We start from the raw sequence: 19,974 nt of genomic DNA on the forward strand, positions 1-19,974 counted from the left end.
GAGATCCCGTATGCCGCTCATATGTCGATCCGACAGGCAATAGAAAGTCATAACGATGGCAAACTCGCCCCGCAGACCTGTCAATCCAATGGATGCTGCCGAAGCGTTGTTCAAACCCGCGAAGAAGAAGGCGGAGCCAGCGGTTGAGCGGCCGACGCTGCCGAATACAAAGGAGCTTGTTTCGCTCAAGATCGACAGCGATGTGCTTTCCTTTTTCCAGGAAGATGGCCCCGGCTGGCAGGATCGGATCAACGATATATTGCGCGCCGCGATGAAGAACAGGCTCTGACCCTGTTGCAGCATCTTGTCCGCCACGGGTGGTCGCTGTGATGCCGAACGCACTGCAGCGGCTTCTCCGCAGCGGCGTTGTCCATGTTCTCTTCGCCTTTTTGGCAATGGGCAGCTGGGCGGTTTTCGCCAATCGCGCGCACGCCATGCCATTGCCGCTCTATGCCGGCCTTGTGCAGGGTGCGATATCCGCCTGCCTGACGCTTTTCCTGAAATCTGTGATCGACTGGCTTTCGAAGCGCTTTGTTGGATCCGCACGATTTTGGGCGCCGCCTCTCATTGCTTGTCTCGGCTCAGCCGGCATTCTCGTGGCAATCCATGCGGCGACCGGCACACCGGAAATACTCAAGACTATCGCATTTCCGCTGCTCGTATCGACGAGCTACGCGGCAATTTACAATTATTCGATCTCGGCAAGACGAGGTTTCGATACATGATGGGAAGGCAGCTGATCCCATTTTGCGGACACTCCTCCTGCACACGGTAACAAGCAGTCGCAACTGCTGCAGAAGCAGGGGCGTGTCCGCGCTAGACTGTCACTCCTTCACCGCCCCGGTCATCGATGAGACGTAGTAGTCCACGAAGAACGAGTAGAGGATCACCACCGGGAGCGAGCCGAACAATGCGCCCGCCATCAGTGCCCCCCATTCGAAGACGTCGCCGCGCACCAGTTCGGTCAGCACGCCGACCGGGATGGTTTTGTTTTCCGACGACTGGATGAAGGTTAGCGCATAGATGAATTCGTTCCAGGACAGTGTGAAGGCGAAGATGCCAGCCGAAATCAGCCCGGGTACTGCGAGCGGCAGAATGACCTTGGTGAGAATCTGCCATCTGTTGGCGCCGTCCACCAGCGCGCTTTCCTCCAGCTCGAATGGGATCGACCGGAAATAGCCCATCAGCAGCCAGGTGCAGAAGGGAATGAGGAAGGTCGGATAGGTGAAGATCAGCGCCAACCGCGAGTCATAGATCCCGAGCTTGAAGACGATGAAGGCAAGCGGGATGAAGAGGATCGACGGTGGCACGAGATAGGCGAGGAAGATGACGAGGCCGACCGAACGCGAGCCGGTGAAGCGGACCCGCTCGATGGCATAGGCGCCGAAGACTGACGCCACCAACGAGAGGAAGGTGGAGCAGACCGCGACCAGCATCGTGTTCCACAGCCAGCCCGGATAGGATGTCTCAAGGAACAGGTATTTGATGTGATCGAGCGTCGCTCCCACCACCCAGAAGGGGCTGTAGTTGCTGTAGTCGGTCAGCTGATCGTTCGGCTTCACCGCGGTGATCGCCATCCAGTAGAACGGGAAGAGCAGCACGACGACGAAGACGGCCATCGGCAGGTAGAGCATTACGATCCGCCGCGGCAGGCGGTTCAGATAGCTCATGCCTTCGGCATTGTCGGTCACGACCTGATCGGCGGCGTTTGAATTTATCGACATCATCACTCTCCCTAACCCCAATTTGGCTCCAACCCTGGCCTTAATCCTGGCCGCCCTGTTGCCATTTGCGCCGTTGCAGCCCGAAGAAGCTGAACATGATGGCGCCGAGCAGGAAGGGCACCATGGCGACCGCGATGGCCGCACCCTCGCCGAGCTGACCGCCTGGAATGCCGCGCTGGAACGATAGCGTCGCCATCAGATGTGTCGCATTGACGGGTCCGCCCTTGGTCAGCACGTAGATGAGCTGGAAATCCGTGAAGGTGAAGAGCACCGAGAAGGTCATCACCACGGCGATGATCGGCGTCAGCATCGGCAGCGTCACGTAGCGGAAACGCTGCCAGCTCGTGGCGCCGTCGAGCGAGGCGGCCTCCTGCAGCGACGCCGGAATGGTCTGCAGGCCCGCAAGCAGCGAGATCGCCACGAAGGGAATGCCGCGCCAGACATTGGCGACGATGACGGATATGCGCGCATTGATCGGATCGCCGAGGAAGTTGATCGGTCCATTGATCAGCCCGAGCTGCATCAGCGACCAGGAGATGATCGAAAATTGGGAATCGTAGATCCACCAGAAGGCCAGCGCCGAAAGCACCGTCGGCACGACCCAGGGAAGCAGCACGATGGCCCGGAAGAAGGATTTGAACGGCAGGTGCTGATTGAGCAGCATCGCCAGCCAGAGGCCGAGCGCGAATTTCAGCACCGAGGCGACGGAGGTATAGAGAATGGTGTTGAAGACCGACAGCCAGAAGACACTGTCGTCCATCAGGAACTGGTAGTTCTCCAGCCCGATGAAGATGCCGTCGCGGCCGATCCTCGTATCGGTGAAGCCGAGCCAGACGCCGAGCCCCAGCGGATAGGTGAGAAAGCAGACGAGGAACACCGCCGCCGGCAACATGAACAGGAAGCCGAGCACATTGTTGTTCTGCAGGAGCGAAGAGATCGGCCCGCGTCTATCCTCCGAATTCACCGTCGACATTGCCTATCTCCCAGATTGCACTTGAACTCCCAGAGGACTTTACGGCATGCCGAAGCCGGCATGCCGCTTGTTTTGAAGCGCGGCTCAGACGCGATAGTAGCGGTTTGCCCGCCGTTCAGCTTCCTTCATCGCATCTTCGGGCGACATCTGGCCGGTGACGGCGGCCGCATACATGTCGACCAGAACGTAGTCGGCCATGGTCGCTGCCGAGGCATAACCGAGTGGGCCGGCATAGCCGTTCGGACGCAATTTTTCCGAGGCGCGCGCATAAGGCGCGTGGATCGGGTCGGAGGTCCAGATCGGGTTCTCGGCGAAAGCCTTGAGCGGCTGGCAGCAATAGGCGCTGGAGCCCTGGATCCAGGCATTCATCTGGTCGGCTTCCATCATGAACTTGATGTAGGCCTTTGCCGCTTCCGGATATTTTGTGTGCTTGAAGAGAAGCAGCGAGCTCGTCTGGAAAAGCTCGACGCTCTGGCCGACCGGGCCGACCGGGAAATTCGTCGTGCGGATGTCCTTGGCGATCTCGGCGAGCTTCGGGTCGTTCTTGGCTGTGTAATAAACCGAGACGCCGTTGGCGATCAGCGAAACCTGGCCGGCGAGGAAGGCGCGGTTGTTGTTGACGTCCTGCCAACTTTCCGTGCCTGGAATGAAGGTCGCATAGAGCTCTTTGGCATAGTTGATCGAGGCCAGCGTTTCCGGGCTGTTGATCGTTACCTTGCCGCCTTCGTCGACCATCTTGCCGCCGTGGCTCCACAGCAGCCAATGGGCGTAGTTGTTGCCGTCGCCGACGGCCTTGCCGTGCGGGAAGCCTGCCGGCGTGCCCTTGGCTTTCATCGCCTTGCAAAGCTCGAGGAAGCCTGCCGTATCCTTCGGGAACTCGCTGAATCCGGCCGCCTTCACGTGAGTGTCGCGATAGACCACCGCATTGCCGATTGCCGCCAGCGGCATGGCGATGAACGTGTCGCCGCGCGCGGCATAGCCCTTCACGCCGTCATACCAGCCGCCATATTTGTTGCCGAGATAGTTGGCGAGCTCGGTCAGGTCGACCAGCTTGTCGGGATACTGGTGAGCGTCGTCGAACCAGCACATGATGAGGTCCGGGCCGGAGCCGACATTGGCCGCGACGGCAGCCTTCGGGCGGATATCTTCCCAGCTTTCCTTGTCGATGCGCACCTCAACGCCGGTCGCTTCGGTGAACTTCTTGGTGTTTGCAATCCAGGCCTCCTCGTCGCCCTTGACGAAAGGTGTCCAGCGCAGCAGCCGCAGGCTGGCGCCGCTTTCCGGCGTATAGGTCGGTTCGGCCTGCGCGAAGGTCGGCCGGATGCCGAGGCCGGCGGCGCCGGCAACGGCAGCCGAGGCGGCAAGAAAGTCACGTCTCTTAAACCTCATGATATTCCTCCTCTTCAAAAAAAGCGGGTGCGAACTCCCCGCCATTCACCTCCCGCTTGGTGAACGACGGTCCTTGCATCCCTGAAACGGGGTGCTGCCGGCCTGCGGGCGACGGGGGCTCCTCCGCCCCGCGCAGCCGCCGAACGGCGTCAGTCGGTCAATCTCCGGCCGCTCTCGGCATCGAAGAGATGAACATGCGTGGCGTCGATCGCAACGCGCAGGGTCTCGCCCGGCCGCGCGCTGACGCGTTCGCGGAAGACGCAGCTGAGATCGCTGCCGCCGAGCCTGAGAATAAGATGCGTCTCGTAGCCGGTCGGCTCGATCACCACGATTTCACCGGGCAGGCCATTGGCGTCGAGCAGGATGTATTCCGGGCGAAGCCCGTAGACGAGGTCGCGCCCCAGGGCGTCGGCAGGCGGATTGGAAACCGGGAGCGCCGTGCCGTCCGGCGCCTTGAAACTTGTCGGGTTTTCGGGGTCGAGCCTGCCCTTGATCATGTTCATCGCCGGCGAGCCGATGAACCCGCCCACGAAGAGATTGGCCGGCTTGTCGTAAAGCTCGAGCGGCGTGCCGATCTGCTCGACGACGCCGTCATGCATGACCACGATCTTGTCGGCCATGGTCATGGCCTCGATCTGGTCGTGGGTGACGTAGACCGTCGTCGTTTTCAGCCGCTGGTGGAGTTCCTTGATTTCGGCGCGCATGGCGACGCGCAGCTTCGCATCGAGGTTGGATAGCGGTTCGTCGAACAGGAAGACTTCCGGATCACGGACGATGGCGCGGCCCATGGCGACACGCTGGCGCTGGCCGCCGGAAAGCTGGCGCGGATACCGGTCGAGCAATTTGTCGAGACCGAGGATGCCGGCGGCATATTTCACCCGCTTCTCGGCTTCCGCCTTCGGCGCCTTGTTCAGCATCAGCGAGAAACCCATGTTCTCTTGTACCGTCATATGCGGATAGAGCGCATAGTTCTGGAACACCATGGCGATGTCGCGGTCCTTGGGCGGCAGCGTGTTGACCACGCGCCCGCCGATCTTGATCTCGCCGCCGGAAATATTCTCAAGTCCCGCCAGCATCCGCAGAAGCGTGGATTTTCCACAACCCGACGGGCCGACCAGGATCACGAACTCCCCGTCGGCAATGTCGATATCCACGCCTTTGATCACCGGAAATGTCCCGAATGATTTCCGCACATCCGCGAATTGAACGCCTGCCATACCCACTCCTCCCAGAAATCGAGCGCTACATGCTATGTATTCGTATTTTCGTATATCTTGCCGGCGGCCTTATCTTCTCAAGTCCTTCTGCCGCTGCAATCCCGCATATGCGGGTGTGGCCGGGCGGTACTGTCCTCTTATGGGGCGGTTTTAGCCCGGTTCAATCTCATCCGGACGCACCCGGAGCGTCTTCGGCGAGATAGACCTCGATCAGCTCGTCCACCGTGGTTTCGGCGACGAAACCCAGTTGCGTCGCGCGTTCGGGCGTAAAGGACTTCGGCCATCCGGCGACGATCCCTTCAATGACCTCGTCGCGGCGACGATCGATCAAGTCCGCCGCCTCGGGACCGGCAGCACGGCGCAAGGCTGCGATCTGGTCGGCAACGGTGGCGGCGACGCCCGGCATGGTGAGCGTGCGCCGAACACCCAGCGCCGCCGTGTCGAGCGTCGCAGCATGGATCAGGAATTTGATGGCGGAACGCGGGCTTGCCAGCCAGTGCTTGACCGTTTCTTCGACCGGAAGAACAGCCCGCTGGCCTGCAAGCGGTTCACGCAGGATTCCGGAAAAGAAGCCCGATGCGGCGGCATTCGGCGCACCGGGCCGGATCACGATGGTCGGCAACCGAATTCCGACACCGTCGATAAAGCCCCGCCGCGAATAGTCGGCAAGCAGAAGCTCGGATATCGCCTTCTGGACTCCGTAGCTGGTGAGAGGTGCGAGCACGTAATCGTCGGGAATAGGATCGGGAAACGGCGAGCCATAGACCGCGATCGACGAGGAGAATACGAACCGGGGAACATAGGCTTGGCGGCTTCCTTCCCGGCGGATCGCTTCCAACAGCAATCGCGTGCCGTCCAGATTGACCTTGTAGCCGAGGTCGAAATTGCGCTCGGCTTCGCCGGAAACGATCGCGGCGAGATGGAAGATCACGTCGGCCCGGCGAGCCGCCAGGGCTTCCGCTGCGCCGCTTTCGGAAATATCGGCAGCCAGCGCTTCCGCCGGCACGGAGACGTCGGCGGGCACCGGCGGAGGCGTTACATCCACAAGCGTCATGCGCGTGATAGTATCGCCGCCGAGTGACCCGCTGCGCCCCAGTGTGGCGGCGAGCTTCCGGCCGATCATTCCTCCCGCCCCGATAATGAGAATATGCATCGTGTTTCGCCTCCCTGCGAACTACGAGAAGAGTAATTTGGTCGTCGTATAAATACGGGTTTCGTGGACTGCGAAGGCCGCGCATGCGGCATCCGGGTCCCGCGTCTCCAAGCCAGCGAGGATCAACCGGTGATCGGCAATGCTCGTGGCGATCGTTCCGGGCTGCGATACGACGCGCCTTCGGTGGCTGAGAAGATAGGAATAGAGGTCGGCGGCCATATCAGCCAGCACCGCGTTGCCGCTGGAACGGTAGATAGCGGTGTGAAATTCCCGGTCACATATCAAAAAACGCACAGGATCGTCACAGGCGGCCTCCTGCGCTGCGATCGACTTGCGGAGATAATCAAAAGTTGAAGGCTCCATCTTGAGCGCGGCAGCCCTGACGACCTGTGCTTCGATAAGAAGCCGGGCCTCATGAACATTGTCGAGACTGTAGGCCGCGATGTCGCGATACCGCGCAGCCTGGACGGCCAATTCGCCGACGTCCTCCGATGCCACCACCGTGCGCGTTCCGTGCACAACCGAGAGAATCCCATGGGTGGAAAGGATAAGGATGGCCCCACGGACGGTCTCGCGGCTGACCGAGAGTGCGGAGGCGAGTTCACGTTCGCTTGGCAACGGATCGCCCACCTTGAGAATGCCGGTGGCAATGAAGGTCGCAATCTTCTGGACGACGAAGTCTTTCATCGACTTCTTCGGCGCTCCACCGAGCGCCGCAACGTCGTCTTCGAGCATCGCTCGAACGTCCATTGCTTTCCCCTCCCCGCGCTCAGGTCTACTGGTCCGGTAAGTGGACCAGTAGACCTGAGCAAAAGAGGATTGTCAACGTGATGGCACGCGATTTACCCAGCCGTTATTTGGAGCAGTTTTGTGAATGGCAATATCAGCACGCCGAGAAAACCAGCTGATCACAGCGCCGGACGGACTGACCCTCCTCCACAAAGGAGGAAACGATCATGGAACACACCAACCACGTACGCTTGACGACTTCAGAACTTACCCCTGCCGTCCTCGAAGGTGCCACCATTCTATGGAGCCGACGATCGCAAGGTCGGCAAGGTCGATCATATCCATGGCGCGGGCGCCTGCGGCTCCGCGGTCAGCGACGTCGGAGGCTTTCTGGGTATCGGCGCGAAGCCTGTTGCAGTTCCGGTCTCGGATCTTGAGTTCATGCGCGATGAAGACGGCGACGTTCATGCCTTTACGAGCTGGACCAAGGACGAGCGCAAACAGATGCCCGAGTACCGCGACTGAGCGTAATCACATGATGCCTTCCGTCCTGACGTAGTCGTTGACGCTGCAGAGCGGAAGGCCCATCTACTCGTACATGGCAAAACCCAAAACCACCGACGATGCGGAGCTGATCAAGGAGTGGCCCCTATCGACCGCAGCCACGCTCGGATCATCCGTTCGGGCGAAGGGGATTCTGCTGGAAATTCGCGCACGTCTGCCTTTGGCGGTGAGAAAGTCGCTCGAAATCGAGGCGGGTGCTTTGACATTGGCGATGGCTGAAACGGCTAAGAGTGCGTTCCGTGCTGCTTCGTCAGTCGTTTCCAACGCGCTCGAAGACATCGAAAGCCTGCCTGTGATCCCTCGTGAAATCCAGGATATCCTGACGATCTCTACTACCGAGAGACATCGCTGGCTCACCGACGGGCGCTTGCGCAGCGCTGGAACCCGCACGGTGAAGCTACATGGGCGGGCGAGGAAAATTACCTTCCACGTATTCGACCCGCGCGTGGTGGAGGACATCCTCGACCGAGACCTGGTGACAGTCTGGCGCGAAGAGGATGCTGAAGCTACCGCCGAGAAACGACGACGGGCAGCCTTGAAAGCGAAGTTGACGCGTTCGCTGAAGACCAAGGCCAAGACCCCTTCGAAACCTGATGCCGACCCCGACGATGCGTCACGTTCGAAACCTCTCGGCTGGGAAGAGTTCAGTCGCGATGGGTTGCTCCGCTAAGGCGGCGGAACCTCTGCAACGCAGTCTTCGATCCCTTCCCAATAGTCGCCGAAGGCATTTCTGCGACCTTGAAGATCGGGTCGGCATCACAGACGTGGAGGCCTCCACCCCTCCACCGGCATGCTGCAATACAGCTCTCCGGATTTCTCCTTCGCGAGGGACGAGACAGTTAAGACCGTCACCGAGGGACTTCCGTCTCATCGGCGACTTGCGGACGCCGATGAGGGATTTTACATTCCCTGCATGAAAATCTTCGAATCCGGCGACAGCTCTCAGCGGAATTCGCTTCGTCAGGGTCCTAAGGCCGGAGACACTTTTTGGCGGCGTCAATCCGAAACTCTGTCTAACGGTGTCGATCCGCTGATCAATTCTCGCAAAGCTTGGCCAAGTTCTTCTCCAGACTTCGCCGGAGGGCGCCAGAGATTTCAGTCTCAAGTCCTTTGACGATATCGCCGAACCGGCCACCGGTCTTCACGATCTCGATGGAGGTCTCGGTCATCTTGCAGGTCGTAAGGTCGACCTTCAGCCGAACCTCTGCGGTCGCTGAAAACCCTCCTTCTACCAGCGCTTCGTCCGAGGTCTTGCAAGCAAGCTTGCCGCGGGCGCTCGCCTCCGCGGTGTTGCCATTCACCGACAATTGCAGGTTTTCGATCTTCACGGAATCGAGCTTGTCGACGCCTACTTCCACACTGATGCCGAAGCTCGATACCTTGGTCTTCAACGACCTGCATGGCTGCGCATCTCCGATGGCCCTCTCCAGGGCATTCGGTGCCTGTGCGTTGGCCAAGGAGCATAGCTGGAGGAGAAAGACTCCTGCAGCTAGCAGGCCTAAACAATTCCGCATCGCTCTCTCATCTCCCTGGATTTCATGCAGGCGCCTCTGAATGATAGGGCGGGATCGGTCTGCGGGAAAGGCAATGGCGGTTGCCCGACGATGACCGTCGCATAATGAACTAGACGTCAAATATTGTTTTACAACCGACGGAAACTACGTCGTTTGCAGTACGAGCTCGTGGCCGCGGCGAATGGCGAGCCACATCCCTCGCATTCCGATCCGATTACCTGCCCTGAAAGATCCTGTGTCGTCTTTCGAGCCACTCGTCGATCTTCCCGCGACATGTTTCGGAAACAGTAAGCACAGGAGACCGCAGCTCCGCGTATCGCTTTTAGAACACTGATCTGTTCGATAGAAAGTGATGATTTTTCAGATCGATATTGGCTTCATGAGCGGCGACTGTGTTCAGGAACCGGTCGAGCATCGAGTTGAAGCTCTCCGGCTTTTCCCAGAAGGGCGCGTGACCAGCACCTTCCATTACATGCGCTTTGCCTTCGAAGAGCAACTGGATGTTCAGGCCCGAAAAATAGCTGAGTTTGACAAAGGGATCATGAAATCCATTCACAAAAGCAATGGGTATATCAGCCTGTTCGACGGTGCGGCGCTGATCCACCCCCTCCCCCCGCAACATTGCGCGAGAAAAAACGCTCCTTAGTCTCCCATCTGCGCGCGCTATAGCATCGCGAAAGGAGGGGTTGCTCGTGTCTCCAAAGCAAAGAGACTGAAACCGCTCCACGTCACGCGATGTAAAGTTCTCTTTTGATGCCAGAAGAATATCAAATGATGGATGGAATCCCCGCAGCATTCCGAGGAGGCCGCTGGGGACCGGTGGGGTGCCGCACAACATCAGGCCCGAAATGCCGTTGCCGCTGCCCGCCATCTCAATCGCGACGTGACCGCCAAGCGACCATCCCAGCACGGGAAATCGACGAAGCCCCAGGCGGGCTGCCACCTCTCCTATGCAGTCGGCAAGACCGGTGACGGTATAAGTTGACTGCGGATCTCGAGCGTCGCTCGATTCGCCATGTCCTGGAAGATCGAGCGCAATCAGACGCCAATTCCGGGACAAATGGCTGTGTAGTTGCCTTGAAAAGACCGTCCGTGAGCTGCCGGAACCGTGTATCATAACCAGTGGTGCAGCGCCATCGATAGTGTCACTGATGCGCACAGCGCCGTGGCTGGTGTCGATTGTACAGTGAAATACGTCCATAAGCTGCAACCCCTAAAGCCCAGCCAAAATCTTGCACAAAAATATCTACGGCAGGTGCATGATCATCGTAAACCAGATCTAAACCAGGCCGTGCAATCACGACACGTTTCGGTGCGGTTGCGTATCATACATCAATCATTTGCCTTGGCGTTTTATACGGGTTAGGTCTGTCGCTGCAGCAATTGTAACCAACCTTTCAAGCTGGGTATCGAGATGCAATTTCTTCTGGACTTCATTATTTCGATCACCAGCCTGACTATCGTCGGGTCCTACGCGTGGTCGTTGCGAGGCCACTTCAACTCACCGAAGATGGAAGCCGGAGCAAAGCTGATCACCGTCGGCGTCATCGCGACGACGGCGTTTTTCCTGTACCTGGTTTGGTCCGAGACGCAGATGCTATGGGTACAGCTAGTAGGACTGGGATTTGAAATCGGCTCGGCGGGCTTGTTCTGGTGGGCGGTGTCGGCCTCGCGACAGGCCAGGTTGCGCTTTGTGTTCACCCACGATCATCCAGATAGTCTTGTCACCGACGGTCCCTATCGCTACCTGCGGCACCCTTTTTACACGTCCTACCTGCTCTTCTGGTCGGGGTGGGCGCTGGCATCTTGGTCGATATGGTCGATCCTGCCGGTTTTATTTTTTACGGTTGTCTACGTGATTGCAGCCCGCAATGAGGAGAGGAAGTTCTCCCTATCACCGCTGGCATCCGAATATGAAGCCTATCGGCGCAGGACGGGCTTGCTGACGCCGTGGTTCGATTGGCGGTAAACCTGCCTCCGAGGGAGGGACGCATGGCGGAACCGCGTCAGACGCAATGAAGCTGTACCACGAGGCAGCGGCCCGATAGTGCGACTGACCTCTCGACGATGCTGATAAAGCAATCAGCGTCGAAGCCTCCGACCGATGAACTTTTCGGACTGCTCCACGGAAACTCTCGATCGTGGCCAGGCGAGTGTCGTTGCCTGCAACAACTCCAACTTGAACACCACGGCATTGATCCGACGCCTGGCCCGGCTGTCGCCACGGTGGATCGCCGGGCGGGACCCGAACCGCCAAAGCAATTCCGGTTCGGGCTAACTATCACCTCGAACCCGGTCCGCGGTAAGCCCCTCAATCAAGCCGGGACCCGCGCCTTGGCGAGGCGCTTGATCGCCTGTTCCAGTGGCCGTTGGCCGTCGCAATAGTCTTCCCAGGCCGACGATTTCGCCAGAAGCGCAGGAACGGTGCGGATGGTGAAGCGCTTGGGGTCCAGATCTGATTTGACCTGCGTCCAAGTCAGCGGCATGGAGACCGTGGCTCCCGATCGGGCGCGCGGTGACAAAGGCGCCACGGCCGTCGCCATGCGGTCGTTGCGCAGATAGTCGAGGAAGATCCGGCCGTTCCTCAGGCTCTTCGTCATCTTGATCAGATAGAGATCGGGATTGTCGCGCGCCATCTGCTGGCAGACGTCGTGTGCGAAGCTCTTCGCTTCCGCCCACGAAAGCGGCTTGCGCTTGTTGATTGCGAGTGGCGTGACGACGTGCAGACCCTTGCCGCCAGTCGTCTTGCAAAAGCTGATCAGACCGAGCGCGTCGAGACGGTCCCGCATTTCGCGGGCTGCCGAAACGACCGCGGAGAATGGCACATCAGGACCTGGGTCAAGGTCGAAGACGAGCCGGCCGGGCACCTCAGGCTGATGCGGTTCGCAATTCCAAGGGTGCAGCTCGACGGCGCCGATCTGGGCGACGGCAGCCAAGCCTTCGACGCGGTCGATTTGCAGATAGGGCTTTTTATCTCCGAAGACCTTGACCAGTTCGAGAAGGTTCGAGGTGCCGGGCATCGCATGCCGCTGGAAAAACTGCTCGCCGCCGATCCCATCGGGCGCGCGGATGATGGAACATGGCCGTCCCTTGATGTGCTCGATCAGCCAGGAGCCGACGGCTTCGTAGTAGCGGGCCAGCTCTTCCTTGGTGACGGGTTTGCCGTCATTGGCATCCGGCCACAGCGGCTTGTCCGGGTTGGATATCAGTACCCCCATGACCTCGGCCTTGGCGCCTTTTTTGCGGGTGGGTCTGGCCTTCGCCTCCACGGCTGGCTGCGGCACATCAGTTTGCGCGGGCTTTGCCGGCCGTTCGGCCTTGACCTCTTTGGCCGGCTTGTCGTCCCGCAATCCCTTGAAGGCCGCCTGCCGGACAAGGCCGTCGGCGGTCCAGCCCGCGAATTCGATTTCCGCCACGAGTTCGGGCTTCAACCAGATGACCTCGGCCTCCTTCTTCGGCGCGCCGATCCCGGTGAAAGGCGATTTTGCCGTCTCGAGCGCTTTCAACTTCGGAAGCAGCGTTTCCACTTTCTTCGCGGCATATCCTGTGCCGACGCGGCCGACATAGACGAAGTGGTCGCCGCGGTAGACGCCGACCAGCAGGGATCGGAATTTCCCGTTGGTCTTGGCATAGGCGCCGATCACCACCTCGTGGCCGGCGCGGCATTTCGACTTCGCCCAGCTTTCGGTACGGCCGGATTGATAAGGTGCATCCGCCTCTTTCGAGACGATGCCTTCCAGCGAGAGCTTGCACGCAGACCGGAGAACTGCATCACCGCCGGTGTCGAAATGCTCGACGAAACGGACGCGCGGATCATTGCCGGCGTCGGACAGAAGGCTTTGAAGCCGCGTCTTGCGCTCGACGAGCGGCAGAGATCGCACGTCCTCGCCACCCTCATAGAGAAGATCGAAGGCGAAATAGACGAGCTCGCCGGTCTTGCCTTCCGAAAGGGCCGCCTGCAGGGCTGCGAAATCAGGAACGCCATGATCGTCGAGCGCGCAGATCTCGCCGTCGATGATCGCATCGGGCAGTGTCGATGCCGCCTCGGCGATCTCGGGATATTTTGCCGTCCAGTCGAGCCCTTTCCTGGTCTTCAGCGTCACCTCACCATCCAGCACCCGCATCTGGATCCGGTAACCGTCGAACTTGATCTCGTGAATCCAGCCGGTGCCGGCCGGAGGGCGTTCCAGGATCCGGCAGAGCTGCGGCGCAATGAAATCCGGCAGATCGACTTTTGTGGCCGGTTTCGATTTCCGACCACCTCCGGCGTTCTCTTTTCGCTCTTCGGCAGCCAGTCCGTGATTGCTGTCCCAGACGGCATCAGCCTGAACGTCACCACCCTCGACCATGAAAGGCTTGGGCTTTCGTCCCTTGCCGGCGGCAATCATCTCCATGGTTCGGCCTGAGGCGACAGAGGTGTCGTTCTTCTCGAGGATCGCTTCGCCATTATTTTCGACAGAGAACTGATCATGGTGTTTGATGAGCAGCCAATTTGTCCGGTTGCCGCCGTTGCGATCATTGCGCATGCGCACCAGCACGAAGCTGCCGTGCAGGCGTTTGCCTTCCAAGGTGAACTTGAAGTCACCCTTGGCGAGTCCCTGCTCGGGGCTCTTATTTCCTTCCGGTTCCCAATAGCCCCGATCCCAGAGCATGACCGTCCCGCCGCCATACTGACCTTTTGGAATGGTGCCTTCGAAGTCGCCATAGTCGAGCGGATGATCCTCGACCTCAACTGCCAGCCGCTTGTCGTGCGGGTCGAGGGACGGGCCTTTGGTGACCGCCCAGGATTTGAAGACGCCATCCAGCTCGAGCCGCAGGTCGTAGTGCAGCCGGGTGGCATCATGTTTCTGGATCACGAAGCGACGGCGATTGCTGCGGGCGAGCTGCGTATCGCCGCTCGGCTCATCCGTTTTTTTAAAGTCGCGCTTCGACCGATAGGTCGATAGTTTGTCGCTGGCCATGGTCGTTCCCGAAAGCAACCCCGACAGCGAAATGCCGCTTGGCGGCTGGAAGTTCCATCAGGGTGCTCCTCCAGCCGTCAGCGGATAAAACGGCTGGGATAGACGAGAAAAAATTTCTCCACCTCGCCGCATCGTTCTCTTGCTTGAGACGTTAATTGTTACCACCGGGATGCAAACATGCGCGCTGATCAATGGCTATCTCTTCTCATCATCGCGCTGATGATGGGCGCGTTCCTGTGGGGTCGTTATCGATACGATATAGTCGCCGTAAGCTCCCTTCTCGCTGCAGTCATTGTCGGCATCGTCCCCGCCAAGAATGCTTTTTCTGGCTTTTCCGATGACATTGTCATCATCGTTGGCAGCGCGCTCATCGTCAGTGCGGCGATATCCAGATCGGGGATCATGGATGTCGCCTTGCGCAGATTTTCTCCCGAACGACGCGGGCCACGGATGCAACTGATCATTCTGGTTGCCATTGTCGCAGCCCTGTCGGCTTTCATCAAAAACATTGGTGCGCTGGCGATCATGATCCCGGTCGCTGTGCAAATGGCCCGGAAATCACGCGTATCACCGTCGATGTTCCTGATGCCGATGTCTTTCGCCTCTCTGCTCGGAGGGCTTATGACGCAGATCGGCACGTCGCCAAACATCATCGTTTCCCGGGTGCGCGAGGAGATCACCGGGCAGCCGTTCATGATGTTCGACTATACGCCTGTCGGCCTGGCGCTCTCGGTCGCCGGCGTTATCTTTCTGGCGCTGTTCTACAAGCTGCTGCCTGAAAGATCACGGGTCGAAACGTCGATGGATGAGGCGGTGGCGATCAAAAACTACACGACCGAGGCCAAGGTCACCACGCCATCAGGGGCAATCGGGCGGTCCGTCAGCTGGCTGCAGAAGCCGGCGGGCGGCGATGCGATGGTGACTGCGATTATCGGTGGCAACGGCCAAAGACGAACGCCCCTTCCCGACACGGTGCTCAAGGATGGCGACCTTCTTATTATCGAGGGGGAGCAGAGTGCCCTCGACAAGATCGTCAGTGAAGCCAAGCTTCAACTGTCCGACCGTAAACACGAGCCTGAGACACGCCAAGACATCAGTTCTGTTGAAGCTATCGTTGGCGAACATTCGCGATTGATCGGCGTCAGCGCAAAAGACGTTTCTCTCTTCCACAATGCCGGGCTCAACCTTCTTGCCGTCAGCCGCCGCGACAGGCGCTTCACCGAGCGCCTGGGCGAGATCAAGATCCGCAATGGCGACGTCGTGGTCTTGCAGGGCGACTTGCAGAAACTACCGGATCTTCTACGCGAATGGGGATGTTTGCCGCTGGTCGAACGAGATATGAAGCTCGGCAACGCCCGCAATGGCATGATCCCCGTCATTATCCTGATGGCAACGATGGGGGCGACAGCCTTCGGGGGCATTCCCGTCGCGACAGCGTTTTTCGCCGCCGCTTTTCTGATGGTGGTCACTGGATCCGTTCCTTTGCGGGAAGTCTATCAGCATCTCGATGCGCCCATTCTGATCATGCTGGCCGCTCTCATTCCGATCAGCGACTCGCTCAGGACCACTGGAACCACCGACATCATCGCGGATCTCCTCTCGCGAACTGCCGAAATGCTCCCGCCCTTCGGCGCTTTGGCTCTGATCCTGGTTGCGGCCATGGCGGTAACCCCGTTTTTGAACAACGCAGCGACGGTTCTGGTCATGGCCCCGATCGCCGCGACCTTCGCCGAGAAGCTGGGCTTCAGGCCCGATGCCTTTCTGATGGCGGTGGCAATTGGAGCCGGCTGTGACTTCCTCACGCCCATCGGACACCAATGCAACACGCTCGTGATGGGACCGGGCGGATATCGATTTGGTGACTACGCCCGACTGGGTCTGCCGCTGTCGCTCATTGTGGTGCTCGTCAGTGTGCCGATCCTGTTGTTGGTTTGGCCGATTTGATTACAACCGACACCGGGCATTGCGGCGACCGATAGAAGTTTCGAAGCAGAGATGTGTTCCTCACGCGGCGAGGTCGGGAATAGGCAAGCCTAGGATCTCGGCATGTTTGCAAAGCTTCTGCCAAGCTGCATCGCCGACCGGCACGCCCTCTTCCAATGCCGAGCGGCGCTTTCGCGCTGCGCTGTCGCCCGGCATGCGAACGGGGCCATTGTTCCAGGGCGCCGGAGGATTGCTGCGGCAGGCAGAGGCGAGAAAGTCAGATTGCGCCGTAAAGGCATCGAGCCCGGCAAAAAAGGCGGGATCGATGACCTGAAGGAAAGCGCTTTGCGAAAACACACCGGACGGCGTGTTGGCCCGTCCCTTGCCGGAAAGCCCCTGCCCCAGCAACTCGACGATCAGCCCGAGCCCAAAACCCTTGTGCCCCTTCAATTGGCCGCCGAGGGGCATCATTGTCCCGCCCCGTTCCGTCACCTCGCGCGGATCATCGGTCGGCTCGCCTGCGGCGGTGAAAGCCCAGGCCTCCGGAAATTTCTTGCCGGCCTTCGCCAGGTTTTGCGTCATGGTCGTGGTGGTGATCGAGGCCGAGACGTCGATCAGGATCGGATCCGCAGATGTCGGGAATCCGGCCGCCATCGGATTGGGCGTCAGAAGCGGCTTCGTGCCGCCATAGGGCGCAACGCGGCTCGCGGCGGGATGCGAGACCGACAGCTGTACGATGAGGCCCCGTTCGGTCACCTGCCGCATGAAGGCTGAAAGCGCGCAGGTATGGTGGCAGTTGCGGATCGCGGCGGTGACGACGCCATGATCGCCGACCCGTTCGCAGGCCTGCTCGATCGCCTTGGTCAGCAGCCATGCGCCGGGCAAGGATTTGCCGTCCCAAACAAAGGCTGCGCCGCGGTCATTGACGACCTCATAGCTGCCGGACTTCGCCAGCGAGCCTTCTTCCAACGCCTCGACATACCAGTTCAAAAGACTGACGCCATGGGTTTCGTGGCCGATCATGTCGCCTTCCACCAGCACGGCGGCAGTCGTTTCGGCCTTGTCGGGCTCCATGCCGGCGCGGGTCAATATCTGCTTTGCGAATTGGGTCAGGGCAATGCGGTCAATCAGCGGCATCGGCATTTCTCCCTCACGTCATGGAAAGCACGGGCCGCTGCTCGCGGCGGCCCGTGGTTAAGTGCGGCATACCGGCTTACTTGAAGCGGATCTGCGACAGCTGCAGCTCGGAATTCGTCGCGATCGTCGGCTTGAAGTCGAGACGCGGGGAGACGCGGGTGAAACCGACCATGTGAAACATCGGGATGTCGGCGATGATTTCGGTGTTCACCTTGGCGAAAAGCTCCTTCCAGAGTTTTGTGCGCTCGTCGCCGGTGGCAGACGTCGCCTTGGCGATCAGCGCGTCGACGGCGGGATCGCGAACCATGGAGTGGGAACCGTCGGTCGCGTATTTCACGAATGCGGTGAAGACGGGGTCGCCGGTCGCATTGTCGTGCTGCGACTGGGTCAGTGTCGGACCGGAGTCGGCGACAAAGGGTGCAACGAAGTAGCCGTTCCAGACGGACACGTCATACATGTCGAGCTTTACGTTCAAGCCGACTTCCTGAAACATTGCCATCATCGCTTCCATCGCTTCGGTGGCGTTGGGATATTGCCCATTGCGACCGATGATGCGGATCTCACCATCGACCGGCACGCCGTCCGCTTTCGCTGCTGCGACAAGTTCCTTTGCTTTTTCGGGATCATAGGGCCAGGCGGGGATATCGGCATTGTAGCCGATCGTGGTCGGCACGACGAGCTGTGTCGCGATCTTTGCCTGTTCGGGGAACAACGTTCCGAGCATCGCCTGACGATCGATGGCGAGGTTCATCGCTTCGCGGATGCGCCGGTCGTTAAGGGGTGCTGCGCGCGTATCGATGCGCAGCGATGTCGTCTCCGAATTCGGATAGGCGAAATCGGTTTCCTTGTTGGTGGCATCCTGTACGGATACGGCAGGAACGATATCGGCTTCGCCAGCATCGACCATCGCGGCAGCAACGGCGCTGTCGGAGCGGAACAGATAGGTCGCCTGTTCGACCTGCGGTTTCTCCCCCCAATATTCCGGATTGCGTTTCAGCACGATTGACTGACCGATTTCCCATTTGTCGAACGTATAAGGGCCAGTGCCAATCGGCTTGCGGGTGAATTCGTCGGCTGGTGTCGCCTCGGCCGATTCCACAGCCATCACCGTCATCAGAAGCGGAAGAATCGGCTGCGCCGGTTTTGTCGTAATGCGGATCGTGTTGGCATCGGGCGTTTCGAAGGTGAACTCCGTGCCGCCGAAATATTTGCCGCCGGTCTCACAGCTGAGCTTCTTATTCTTGTTGCGCTCGATGGTGAATTGGACATCCTTGGCGGTGAACGGCTTGCCATCGTGCCATTTGACATTCGGGCGCAGCTTGAACTCCCAGGTGTCGTCATCGATCTTCGACCATTCCGTCGCCAGGCGGGGCTTGAGGCCGCCATTGACGTAGTCGAATTCCACCAGCATCTCGTTGACGTTTTCAGAAATGACCCGGCCGACGTCCTGGCGCGCTGCCATACAGGGTTCGACGACATCGACGGTTTCGGCAAGCACAACAGTGACGTTGCTCTTGGCATCCTGAGCCTGCGCCGTACCGCCGCTCAGCGCGAGCACCGTTGTTGAAAAGTAGGTAGCTAACAAATGCAGTTTCATTTCGTTCTCCTCCCATGCGCCTTTGGCGCTCCTCACAGTGAATCTGCGTCCCGTTTCCGGTGCTCCGGCATCTATCTCCTCATAGTTCTACAAAGCACAAGTGCACTAATATACTAGTTAGCGACGGCCTTCAACCCAGGCGCTCCGAAGCACGGAGCCCTCAACCGTGTCTGGAACCCTTCATTTTTACTGGGCCGAAGCAATCAGTTCGCGCATCATCTCGACTTCCTCGTCGGTGAGATCCGTCAGCGGCGCCCGCACTGGTCCCGCCTCAAAGCCGCGCAATCGCACGCCTGCCTTGACCGCGGATACCGCATAACCGGCTTTGCGATCGCGAATACGGGCAAAGGGATAGTAGAAATCGCGCAGCATCTGCTCACAGGCCGCGTCGTCACCGGCGAGGAATGCCTTGTGGAATTTCAGTGCCGTTTCAGGCACGAAATTGAAGACCGCCGAGGAATAGGTCGGCATGCCGGCTCCGCGATAGGCTTGAGCAAACAGTTCGTGCGTCGGCATGCCGCCGATATAGCAAAGGCGGTCCCCGAGCGCGATCGTGACACGGCGCACCGTATCGATGTCGCCGGTTCCATCCTTGAAGCCGATCAGATTTGGGCATTCGTCGGCAAGCTGAGCAAGCTGCTCGGCCGAAACCCGCGCCTGGCCACGATTATAAACGATAACGCCCATATTGGTGGCCTTGCAAACGGCCCGTACACGCGCGGCAATGCCATCTGCCGGCGCCTCGGTCAGGTAATGCGGCAGCAGAAGAATGCCGTCGCCACCGGCCGCCTCGATCTCGCGAGCCATGTCACAGGCAATCCGCGTGCCGTAGCCGCATCCGGCAATAACCGGCGCGTCGCCGGATACGGCGCGGGCGGCCTTTACCACCTCGACCACCTCGCCCGGCGTCAGCGAGAACAGCTCGCCGGTGCCGCCGGCAACGATCAGGCCGGCAACGGGATAGGATGACAGCCATTCCAGATGCGCTGAAAACGGCTTGGGGGCAAACCGGTCCTCGGCATCGAAAGGAGTGACGGGAAAAGACAGCAGGCCGTTGCGAATGATCTCGCGAAGTTCCGTCGGGGCAATCAAG

General features: G+C 59.6%; 17 protein-coding genes and 1 pseudogene. 6 read left to right on the top strand and 12 right to left on the bottom strand.

The window, feature by feature from the left end; all coding sequences use genetic code 11:
- Window positions 1–55 precede the first annotated feature (55 nt).
- Window positions 56–289 (top strand): BrnA antitoxin family protein, encoded by a 234-nt coding sequence (locus tag GR198_RS11255; protein WP_029871604.1) that lies wholly within the window; start codon window positions 56–58, stop codon window positions 287–289.
- 40 nt (window positions 290–329) lie between these two features.
- A complete protein-coding gene (locus GR198_RS11260; RefSeq protein WP_032983866.1) occupies window positions 330–725 on the top strand; it encodes a hypothetical protein in 396 nt (131 codons plus the stop codon).
- A 99-nt stretch (window positions 726–824) separates the two neighbouring features.
- On the opposite strand, the gene GR198_RS11265 is transcribed toward GR198_RS11260, so the two are convergent.
- From GR198_RS11265 to GR198_RS11290, 6 genes are all read right to left on the bottom strand, one after another.
- Complete coding sequence (locus GR198_RS11265; protein ID WP_164068920.1) at window positions 825–1,724, bottom strand: carbohydrate ABC transporter permease; 900 nt, start codon at window positions 1,722–1,724, stop codon at window positions 825–827.
- A gap of 40 nt (window positions 1,725–1,764) precedes the next feature.
- Window positions 1,765–2,697, bottom strand: a complete 933-nt coding sequence (locus tag GR198_RS11270) for a carbohydrate ABC transporter permease (protein ID WP_164068922.1) — start codon at window positions 2,695–2,697, stop codon at window positions 1,765–1,767.
- Window positions 2,698–2,781: 84 nt separating this feature from the next.
- A complete protein-coding gene (locus GR198_RS11275; protein WP_029871608.1) occupies window positions 2,782–4,086 on the bottom strand; it encodes an ABC transporter substrate-binding protein in 1,305 nt (434 codons plus the stop codon).
- A 149-nt stretch (window positions 4,087–4,235) separates the two neighbouring features.
- Window positions 4,236–5,303 (bottom strand): ABC transporter ATP-binding protein, encoded by a 1,068-nt coding sequence (locus GR198_RS11280; RefSeq protein ID WP_164023373.1) that lies wholly within the window; start codon window positions 5,301–5,303, stop codon window positions 4,236–4,238.
- A 166-nt stretch (window positions 5,304–5,469) separates the two neighbouring features.
- Window positions 5,470–6,456 (bottom strand): D-erythronate dehydrogenase, encoded by a 987-nt coding sequence (denD, locus tag GR198_RS11285; protein WP_138333015.1) that lies wholly within the window; start codon window positions 6,454–6,456, stop codon window positions 5,470–5,472.
- Window positions 6,457–6,477: 21 nt separating this feature from the next.
- Entirely contained in the window at window positions 6,478–7,206 is a 729-nt protein-coding gene (locus GR198_RS11290) for a FadR/GntR family transcriptional regulator (protein ID WP_164047552.1), read from the bottom strand.
- 206 nt (window positions 7,207–7,412) lie between these two features.
- Here GR198_RS11290 and GR198_RS11295 point away from each other — a divergent pair.
- Both GR198_RS11295 and GR198_RS11300 read left to right on the top strand, forming a co-directional pair.
- Window positions 7,413–7,710, top strand: a pseudogene (locus GR198_RS11295) (PRC-barrel domain-containing protein).
- 73 nt (window positions 7,711–7,783) lie between these two features.
- The gene (locus GR198_RS11300) at window positions 7,784–8,419 is read left to right on the top strand and encodes a hypothetical protein (RefSeq protein WP_164069050.1); all 636 of its coding nucleotides are present in this window, start codon (window positions 7,784–7,786) and stop codon (window positions 8,417–8,419) included.
- A 364-nt stretch (window positions 8,420–8,783) separates the two neighbouring features.
- On the opposite strand, the gene GR198_RS36230 is transcribed toward GR198_RS11300, so the two are convergent.
- Window positions 8,784–9,263 (bottom strand): hypothetical protein, encoded by a 480-nt coding sequence (locus GR198_RS36230; protein ID WP_164069051.1) that lies wholly within the window; start codon window positions 9,261–9,263, stop codon window positions 8,784–8,786.
- A 322-nt stretch (window positions 9,264–9,585) separates the two neighbouring features.
- Window positions 9,586–10,464 (bottom strand): alpha/beta fold hydrolase, encoded by an 879-nt coding sequence (locus GR198_RS11310; RefSeq protein WP_029871613.1) that lies wholly within the window; start codon window positions 10,462–10,464, stop codon window positions 9,586–9,588.
- 213 nt (window positions 10,465–10,677) lie between these two features.
- Here GR198_RS11310 and GR198_RS11315 point away from each other — a divergent pair, with 213 nt between their 5' ends.
- Window positions 10,678–11,232: a methyltransferase family protein gene (locus tag GR198_RS11315; protein ID WP_029871614.1), complete on the top strand. Its 555-nt coding sequence runs from the start codon at window positions 10,678–10,680 to the stop codon at window positions 11,230–11,232.
- 346 nt (window positions 11,233–11,578) lie between these two features.
- On the opposite strand, the gene ligD is transcribed toward GR198_RS11315, so the two are convergent.
- On the bottom strand, window positions 11,579–14,224 hold the full coding sequence (gene ligD, locus GR198_RS11320; protein WP_164068925.1) for a DNA ligase D: 2,646 nt from the start codon (window positions 14,222–14,224) through the stop codon (window positions 11,579–11,581).
- A gap of 177 nt (window positions 14,225–14,401) precedes the next feature.
- On the opposite strand from ligD, the gene GR198_RS11325 reads away from it, so the two are divergent.
- On the top strand, window positions 14,402–16,168 hold the full coding sequence (locus GR198_RS11325; protein ID WP_164068926.1) for an SLC13 family permease: 1,767 nt from the start codon (window positions 14,402–14,404) through the stop codon (window positions 16,166–16,168).
- Between the two features lie 60 nt (window positions 16,169–16,228).
- Here the strand turns inward: GR198_RS11325 and GR198_RS11330 are convergent, their stop codons facing one another.
- The 3 genes from GR198_RS11330 to GR198_RS11340 form a co-directional block, all read right to left on the bottom strand.
- On the bottom strand, window positions 16,229–17,290 hold the full coding sequence (locus GR198_RS11330) for an Ldh family oxidoreductase (protein WP_164068929.1): 1,062 nt from the start codon (window positions 17,288–17,290) through the stop codon (window positions 16,229–16,231).
- A gap of 70 nt (window positions 17,291–17,360) precedes the next feature.
- Complete coding sequence (locus GR198_RS11335; RefSeq protein WP_164068931.1) at window positions 17,361–18,881, bottom strand: ABC transporter substrate-binding protein; 1,521 nt, start codon at window positions 18,879–18,881, stop codon at window positions 17,361–17,363.
- A gap of 186 nt (window positions 18,882–19,067) precedes the next feature.
- Window positions 19,068–19,973 (bottom strand): 5-dehydro-4-deoxyglucarate dehydratase, encoded by a 906-nt coding sequence (locus tag GR198_RS11340; RefSeq protein WP_164068934.1) that lies wholly within the window; start codon window positions 19,971–19,973, stop codon window positions 19,068–19,070.
- Between the last annotated feature and the right edge of the window lies 1 nt (window position 19,974).

Source organism: Rhizobium leguminosarum (genome assembly GCF_010668065.1).
In the GTDB taxonomy this organism is placed as follows: Bacteria; Pseudomonadota; Alphaproteobacteria; order Rhizobiales; family Rhizobiaceae; genus Rhizobium; species Rhizobium leguminosarum_S.